Here is an 8,151-nt window from a genome sequence, read left to right on the forward strand (position 1 = left end):
GTGAACAAAACATATCTAATTGGAGAGCCAATTGCCAACTGTTGTCCCGAGATTCCGCTATTTGTGCGCAATCGAGGTGGATTCATTATCCAGGCCATACCCTTCTGCCCGGATCGAGCGCCGCAACACAGGCTAATAGTTCCCGCCGGAGGCAAATTCGGATCATTTCCGGCAAACCGTCCCGTTCTGGTCACGATTGATATATGTTTGGGTAATCAACAAATCATCGACGCAGCTGAATTGGAAGTAGTGAAATGACATTGAGTGATGTGAGCCTGACCCCCACCCGCGACGACAAGTTCTCCTTCGGGCTCTGGACCGTCGGCTACAACGGCAGCGACCCGTTCGGCGGCCCGACCCGGCCGCCACTCGACGTCGTCGACGCGGTCGAGAACCTCGCCCGTCTCGGCGCATACGGCCTGACCTTCCACGATGACGACCTGTTCGCCTTCGGCTCCACGGATGCCGAGCGCCAGTCCCAGATCGACCGGGTCAAGCAGGTCTGCGCCGACACCGGCCTGATCATCCCGATGATCACCACCAACCTGTTCAGCGCCCCGGTCTTCAAGGACGGCGGCTTCACCTCGAACGACCGCAGCGTGCGCCGCTTCGCGCTGCGCAAGGTGTTGCGCAACATCGACCTCGCCGCCGAGCTCGGCGCGAAGACGTTCGTGATGTGGGGCGGCCGCGAGGGCGCCGAGTACGACTCGGCCAAGGACATCCGTGCGGCCCTGAATCGCTACCGCGAGGCCGTCAACCTGCTCGGCGACTACGTCACCGACAAGGGCTACGACATCCGTTTCGCGATCGAGCCGAAGCCGAACGAACCGCGTGGCGACATCCTGCTGCCCACGGTCGGTCACGCGATGGCGTTCATCACCACTCTCGACCGGCCCGAGCTGGTCGGCGTGAACCCCGAGGTCGGCCACGAGCAGATGGCCGGGCTCAACTTCGCCGCCGGCATCGCCCAGGCGCTGTACCAGGGCAAGCTGTTCCACATCGACCTGAACGGCCAGCGCGGCATCAAGTACGACCAGGACCTGGTCTTCGGCCACGGCGACCTGCACAACGCGTTCGCGCTCGTCGACCTGCTCGAGAACGGCGGCCTGAACGGCGGCCCGTCCTACGAAGGCCCCCGCCACTTCGACTACAAGCCCAGCCGCACCGAGGACATCACCGGCGTGTGGGACTCGGCCGCCGCGAACATGCGCACCTACCTCCTGCTCAAGGAGCGCACCCAGGCCTTCCGCGCCGACCCCGAGGTGCAGCAGATGCTCGAAGCGGCACGCGTGCCGGAGCTCTCCGCGCCCACCCTGGCAGCCGGCGAAAGCTACGACGATCTGCTCGCCGACCGCGCCTCCTACGAGGACTTCGACACGGATGCCTACTTCGGCGGCAAGGGCTTCGGCTTCGTACGGCTGCAGCAGCTGGCGCTGGAGCACCTGCTCGGCGCCCGCTAACGGGATCCCGATGCGCGGGGCCGGCCACGGTGGCCGGCCCTGTGCCGGGCTCCGGCTGGCCCCATGGCTCACTCAGGAGTCCGATCCTGTAGCTGACGCGGGAGATCCTCCGGATGCGGCGGCCGGGCCCGCGGATCCCGCACCGTGCCCGCGGTACCCAGGCCCGCGGCATCCGTTTCTCCTGAGTTGCCCACTCCTCGCACCCCCTCGTCGCACCCCCTCCTCACGCCCAATCTCCACGCCCAATCTCCACGACCCACGACCCATGCCCCACGACGCACGAGCCCCGAGCGGAGAATGAAGCCATGACACTGGTTGCCGGAATAGATTCCTCGACCCAGAGCTGCAAGATCGTGATCAGGGATGCCGACACCGGCGCCCTGGTGCGCAGCGGTCGTGCGTCGCATCCGAACGGCACCGAGGTCGACCCCGAGCGCTGGTGGGAGGCGCTGCACGCCGCCCTCGCCGACGCCGGCGGGCTCGCGGATGTCGCCGCGATCTCCGTCGCCGCCCAGCAGCACGGCATGGTCGCGCTCGACGCCGAAGGCCGCGTGATCCGCCCGGCACTGCTCTGGAACGACACCCGCAGCGCCGGTGCCGCGTCCGACCTGATCGCCGAGATCGGCGCCGACGAGTACGCCCGGCGCACGGGCCTCGTGCCGGTGGCCTCGTTCACCGCCACGAAGCTGCGCTGGCTCCGCGACGCCGAACCGCTCAACGCCGCCCGCGTCGCCGCGGTCACCCTCCCCCACGACTGGCTCACCTGGCGGCTGCGCGGCTACGGCCCGGCCGACGCGAGCTCCCTCGGGCCGCAACTGGACGAGCTGACCACCGACCGTTCCGACGCGAGCGGGACCGGCTACTGGTCACCCACCACGGGCGCCTACGACCTCGACCTCTTCGAACGCGCCCTCGGGCACCGTGCCATCCTCCCCCGCGTACTCGGCCCCGGCGACACCGCCGGCACCACGGCCCCTCTGTCGGATTCGTCCCCAGCGGGAATCGTGATCGGCGTCGGCGCGGGCGACAACGCCGGCGCCGCACTGGGACTCGGCGCGGGCGACGGGGACGTCATCGTCTCCATCGGCACCAGCGGCACGGTCTTCGCCGTCACCAATCAGCCGACGACGGATGCCACGGGCACCGTCGCCGGCTTCGCCGACGCCAGCGGACTGTCCCTGCCTCTTGTGGCCACGCTCAACGCCGCCCGGGTGCTCGACGCGGTGCGGCTGCTCCTCGGGGTTGAGCACGACGAGCTCGGGAGCCTCGCGCTCAGCGCGGAACCCGGCGCCCAAGGGCTCGTCCTCCAGCCCTACTTCGAAGGCGAACGCACGCCCAACCTGCCGGACGCGACGGCCAGCCTCTTCGGACTCACCCTCACCTCGAGCACCCGGCCCAACCTCGCACGCGCAGCCATCGAGGGGATGCTCTGCGGCCTCGCCGACGGCCTCGACGCCGTACGGGCGCAGGGGGTGGTGGCCGACCGGGTGCTGCTGATCGGCGGCGCCGCGCAGAGCCCGGTCGTCGCGGCCATCGCGGCGCAGGTCTTCGACTGCCCGGTCGTGGTTCCGACCCCGGGCGAGTACGTTGCCGACGGCGCCGCCGTCCAGGCCGCGTGGGCGCTGACCGGCAGCCGCCCGGTTTGGCCGATATCCCTCGCCGCCGCGCCGGAACCGGACTGCCGCCCGCTCATCCGGGCCCAGTACGAGGTCCACCGCGCCCAGGCCTGAGCCGGCTCCGCCCACGGCGCCCGAAGCTGGGGCTCCGCGCTCACAGCCCCCTCACAGCCCCGCTGCACCTCCCCCGGAGACGGACCCTCTAACCTTGGAACCACCTGCCAGTCGCAACGAAACGGTGCATTAGTTCATGAGTAATGTCTACGGCAAGCCTGTCCCCCCCAAGAAGGATCGCCGCGAGATGGCGCGTGAAAGCGCCCGCCAGCTCCGCGAGGAGCAGCAGAAAAAGGAGAAGCGCAACCGCTGGCTTCTGCGCGGCGGCATCGGCGCCGGCCTGATCGCGGCTGCCGTGGTCGTGGCCCTCGTCGTGGTCGGCAGCCAGGGACCTGCGGCGTCGGGCCCGCTCAACATGGCCAGCGACGGCGTGCTGCTCGGCGGCGACGGCACCAACATCGTCCCGGTCGAGACCGTCTCCGTGGCCGCCGACGAGGACCCCATCGCAACCGACCCGACAACCCTCGGCGACACCGCCAACATCGTGGTCTACGCGGACTACCTCTGCCCCTTCTGCGGCCAGTTCGAAACCACGAACGGCGAGCAGATCGCCGGCTGGGTCGCCGCGGGCACCGCCACGCTCGAGCTGCACCCGATCTCGATCCTCGATCCGGTTTCGGCCGGTAGCAAGTACCCGACCCGGGCCGCGGCCGCCGTCGCGTGCGTCGCCAACTATGAGCCCGAGAACGTGCTCGCCCTGAACGCGGCCCTGTTCGCGAACCAGCCGGCGGAGAACACCGAGGGCCTGACCGACGAAGACCTGGTCAGCCTGGCCACCAGTGCGGGCGTCACCGACGAGAAGGTCGCCACCTGCATCACGGAGAACACCTTCGCCTCCTGGGTCGGCACCGCCACTCAACGCGCCCTCGACGGCCCTCTCCCCAACGCCGACATCGAGCAGGTCAAGGGCACGCCCACCGTGCTCGTCAACGGCGTCTCCTACCCCGGCGCCCTCGACGACCCGGCCGCCTTCGAGGCCTTCGTCACAGCGCAGGCCACCGCCGAGTAGCGCCTGGGGTTCGGGGCACCGCGAGGCGCCCCGGCCTCACCCCCGACGCCCCGGCCCCATCCCCGACGCCGCCCCACCCCCACGTGCAGTCGCGATCGTCTCTCGCACGAAGGACCACCATGCAGATCCACGGACAGACCGTCGACGCCCAGACCCGCTGCGTGCACTACCGTTCCGCGCTCGACGTCGTGGCGATCAGATTCTTCTGCTGCGGGCGCTTCTACCCGTGCTACCAGTGCCACTCCGCCGGTGAAACCCATGCCGCCCGGCTCTGGCCGGCCGACCTCTGGGCCGAGCAGGCCATCCTCTGCGGAGTCTGCCGCGGCACACTCTCGATCGCCGACTACCGGGCAACCACCGCGTGCCCTGCGTGCGGCGCCGCCTTCAACGACGGATGCCGCGCTCACGCCCATCTCTACTTCGACCTCCCGGCAACGCCGGCCTGAGCCGCTGCCGCACGAGCCCACAACCCACGGCAACCCCCACCACCACCATCGCAACCGCCGCCACCACCGCTACCGCCACCCACTTCGGCACCCAGGATCCCGGGTGGGAACCAATTCGACGGAGATTTTTTGCTGCCCGTAGGCCGGTTTCGACGATTTCGGGGGTGAATCGGCAAAAACTCCGTCGAATTCGTTCAGGGCGGATGCTGCGGGCCAAGCAGGACAATGCCGCAGAACTGAACCGGCGAGGCGGCCTGAGCCGGGCACTTGCCGGCCTGAGCCGGGCCTTCCACCCCCGCACGGGCTCCCGCCGTCACGCAGCGACCCCCCGCGCAGACCGCGCAAACCGCGCAACCGGCGCACCCCGAGCACCCCGAGGAACTTGCGCGCCCCTCGCGACTACATCGGGCCGGCGCGCTGCGACAGCCAGGCGTACGGATCCGTCGGGGTGATCCCGTCGATCAGGATCTCGAAATGCAGGTGCGGGCCGGTGCTCTCGCCGGTGCTGCCCACGTTGCCCAGGTGCGTGCCCACGCCCACGGACTGTCCCGCGGAGACCTGCAGCGAGCCGGCCTGGAAGTGCGCATAGACGCTGCTGACGAGCTGTCCATCGACGGTGTGGTCGACGATCGCGTAGACGCCGAAGCCGCCGTTGTCCGTGGCGGAGACCTCACGCACGACGCCGTCCGCAACCGCCTGGGCAGGTGCACCCTCGCCGGGAAGCATATCGAGCCCCTTGTGGAACGTCGAGCAGCCCCCGCAGGGTGCATCGCGCGAACCATAGGGATCGGAGAGGCGAACCGAGCCCGGGAAGGGCCACTGCACGGCTGCACCAGCGGCGGCCGGAGCGGCCGCATCGTCGGCACTCGGAACCGCAGCAGGGGCGGCAGGCATGGGCTCGGGCTTCGGCGCATCAGTGACCGTGAAACCGTCGCGCTGCACGGTGGCGGTGGCCGCCGCACTCGGCATCAGGCTCTGTAGCGACGCTTCGGCGGCGGAGGCATCAGGGGCGGCGGCAGCACGCGCGGCGGGATCGGGCTCGGCGGCATGCGCTGAGGCTTCCGCGGTGGCCCGCACCGATTCTTCCACGGCGGCCGGCGGCAGCCATCCGTAGACATCGAGTTCCGAGGCCTGTGCGGGAATGCCGAGGACCACCGTGAGCAGTCCGGCGAAAAGCATCGCAAATCCGCCGACGGCGGCCTGACGCGGGATCAGGGTAAATCTGGTGAGCCTAGGCAACCTGATGAGCCTAGGCGTCTGCATAGGCACCTTCCGCCGAAACGCGGCAGGCAGGGAACAGGAGAAAAATGGGCATGGTAAGAGCTCTCGTCGGCGCGGTTACGCGGTTCGGGTGAGGGGGAGCCGGAACCTCACTCAGACGGAGAATGCGCTCACAGCGCAGAGCAATCCCACGGGGAACGACGCTCCCTCAGAGGAAGTGTCCAAGTGCGCCGCACGACGCGGGGCTTCGCGCACAAGTACTGAGGATATCTCGGTATCCTGAAAAAGCAATGGGCTTGCGCAGTTCGGTCACGGATGTTCCGGCCGGCGGCCCAGGATCGACGCCACGCGCGATCGCCCGAAAACTCAGCCTTCCAGCCTAGCCCGCACGCGCAGCATTGCAAACTCAGCACAGCAAACTCGGAGCCGCAAACTCTGCACCGCACCCGCAGAGCAGCAGCCGCAGAGCCGCAAACGCAGAGCCGCAAATTCAGAGCCCGAGCACCCGATCCGCCAGCGCCCCGAGCGCGCCCGGCACGAGCCGGTAGTACGCCCAGGTGCCACGCTTGTCGCGGGTCAGGATACCGGCATCCACCAGCACTTTGAGGTGGTGTGACACGGTGGGCTGACTGAGCCCGAGGGGTTCGGTCAGGTCGCAGACGCAGGCCTCCATATCGTCGTGCGCGGCCACCAGCGAGACCAGACGCAACCGGGCCGGGTCGGCCACGGCCTTCAGCAGCCGGGCGAGCCGCTCCGCCTCATCGGCGCCGATCGCCTCGCGCGCGGCAGGGGCGCAGCAGGCAGCGGCCGCGGCGGCGGCATCCGTCGCGCCATCTGCGACATCCGAAGCAACCGCGGCATCCGTCACGAAATCCACGGCGACCGCAGCGGTCGACGCCTCAGGCACGGCACGGGTCTCGGTGAACGACATCTGAACAGTATCTCCCATAAATTGACATCCATCGATGCATTGGGGAAGACTCCCTATCGACACCTCTGATTTTATGTCCCACCCGCCGATTTTTGTCTTACCTGCTCACGGAGCCACATGCCCTTCCCCGAATCGACCACCGCCCGGCCCACCGCCCCGCCCACCGTGCAGCCGGCTGCCGCGCAAAACACCATCGCCCCGGCGCGGCTCGGGGCCGTCGACCGTCTCCTGCCGGTCTGGATCCTCGCGGCAATGGCCCTGGGCCTGCTGCTGGCGGTCGTCGCACCCGGCGTCGGCGACCTGCTCGCTGCGATCACGATCGGCTCGGTCAGCGTGCCCATCGCGATCGGGCTGCTCGTGATGATGTACCCGGTGCTGGCCAAGGTTCGCTACACGGATGCCCGCGCAGTCGCCCGCGACCGCCGCCTCCTGGTCTCCTCGCTGGTGCTGAACTGGCTGCTGGGGCCCGCCCTGATGTTCGCCCTTGCCTGGATCTTCCTGCCGGACCTGCCCGAATACCGCACCGGCCTGATTATCGTGGGCCTTGCCCGCTGCATCGCCATGGTGCTGATCTGGAACGATCTGGCCTGCGGCGACCGCGAGGCCGCCGCCTTCCTGGTGGCCCTCAACTCCGTCTTCCAGGTCATCGCGTTCGCCGCGCTGGGCTGGTTCTACCTCCAGGTGCTCCCCGCCTGGCTCGGCCTGTCCACCACGAGCGCGGAGTTCTCGATCTGGGCGATCACCGTCAGCGTGCTCGTCTTCCTCGGCATTCCCCTGCTGGCCGGCTACCTGTCCCGCCGGGTCGGCGAGGCCACCCGCGGCCGCGACTGGTACGAGAGTCGGTTCCTGCCGAAAATCAGCCCGTTCGCCCTCTACGGGCTGCTGTTCACGATCGCGCTGCTCTTCGCCCTGCAGGGCCGCCAGGTGATCGACCGCCCGTTCGACGTGGCCCTGATCGCCCTGCCGCTGCTGGTCTACTTCGCTGTCATGTTCGCCGCCGGATTCGCCACCGGCAAGCTCACCGGGCTCTCCTACGAGCGCACCACGACCCTGGCGTTCACCGCCGCCGGCAACAACTTCGAGCTGGCGATCGCGGTGGCCATCGGCACCTTCGGCGCCACCAGCGGCCAGGCCCTGGCGGGCATCGTGGGCCCCCTGATCGAGGTGCCGGTGCTCGTCGCCCTCGTCTATGTGGCGCTGTGGCTGCGGCCGCGGCTGTTCTCAGGGGCCGCAGCGCAGGCATCCGTCGCAGCCGACACCGCCGTAACCGACACCGACGTCACCGACGTCACCGCCGTCACCGCCGACCCGCTTCCCGACCGGGTCTGATCTCTGTACACCGCCCCGCCGCCCC

General features: G+C 69.1%; 7 protein-coding genes. 5 read left to right on the forward strand and 2 right to left on the reverse strand.

Going from position 1 to position 8,151, the window contains the following annotated elements; all coding sequences use genetic code 11:
* Positions 1 to 254 precede the first annotated feature (254 nt).
* The 4 genes from xylA (at position 255) to CXY82_RS01785 (ending at position 4,645) form a co-directional block, all read left to right on the forward strand.
* A complete protein-coding gene (gene xylA / locus CXY82_RS01770; RefSeq protein WP_104169416.1) occupies positions 255 to 1,460 on the forward strand; it encodes a xylose isomerase in 1,206 nt (401 codons plus the stop codon).
* Positions 1,461 to 1,765: 305 nt separating this feature from the next.
* Entirely contained in the window at positions 1,766 to 3,190 is a 1,425-nt protein-coding gene (xylB, locus tag CXY82_RS01775) for a xylulokinase (protein ID WP_104169417.1), read from the forward strand.
* 187 nt (positions 3,191 to 3,377) lie between these two features.
* Entirely contained in the window at positions 3,378 to 4,199 is an 822-nt protein-coding gene (locus CXY82_RS01780) for a thioredoxin domain-containing protein (RefSeq protein WP_158252107.1), read from the forward strand.
* Between the two features lie 119 nt (positions 4,200 to 4,318).
* Positions 4,319 to 4,645, forward strand: a complete 327-nt coding sequence (locus CXY82_RS01785; RefSeq protein ID WP_104169419.1) for a CHY zinc finger protein — start codon at positions 4,319 to 4,321, stop codon at positions 4,643 to 4,645.
* A 399-nt stretch (positions 4,646 to 5,044) separates the two neighbouring features.
* Here the strand turns inward: CXY82_RS01785 and CXY82_RS01790 are convergent, their stop codons facing one another.
* A complete protein-coding gene (locus CXY82_RS01790; protein WP_233199129.1) occupies positions 5,045 to 5,884 on the reverse strand; it encodes a M23 family metallopeptidase in 840 nt (279 codons plus the stop codon).
* 472 nt (positions 5,885 to 6,356) lie between these two features.
* Positions 6,357 to 6,734: a metalloregulator ArsR/SmtB family transcription factor gene (locus tag CXY82_RS01795; protein WP_233199131.1), complete on the reverse strand. Its 378-nt coding sequence runs from the start codon at positions 6,732 to 6,734 to the stop codon at positions 6,357 to 6,359.
* A gap of 180 nt (positions 6,735 to 6,914) precedes the next feature.
* Between CXY82_RS01795 and arsB the strand changes: the two genes are divergently transcribed.
* Positions 6,915 to 8,126 (forward strand): ACR3 family arsenite efflux transporter, encoded by a 1,212-nt coding sequence (gene arsB / locus CXY82_RS01800; RefSeq protein WP_104169421.1) that lies wholly within the window; start codon positions 6,915 to 6,917, stop codon positions 8,124 to 8,126.
* The last annotated feature ends 25 nt before the right edge of the window (positions 8,127 to 8,151 follow it).

This window comes from Cryobacterium sp. M23 (assembly GCF_002929655.1).
GTDB lineage: Bacteria > Actinomycetota > Actinomycetes > Actinomycetales > Microbacteriaceae > Cryobacterium > Cryobacterium sandaracinum.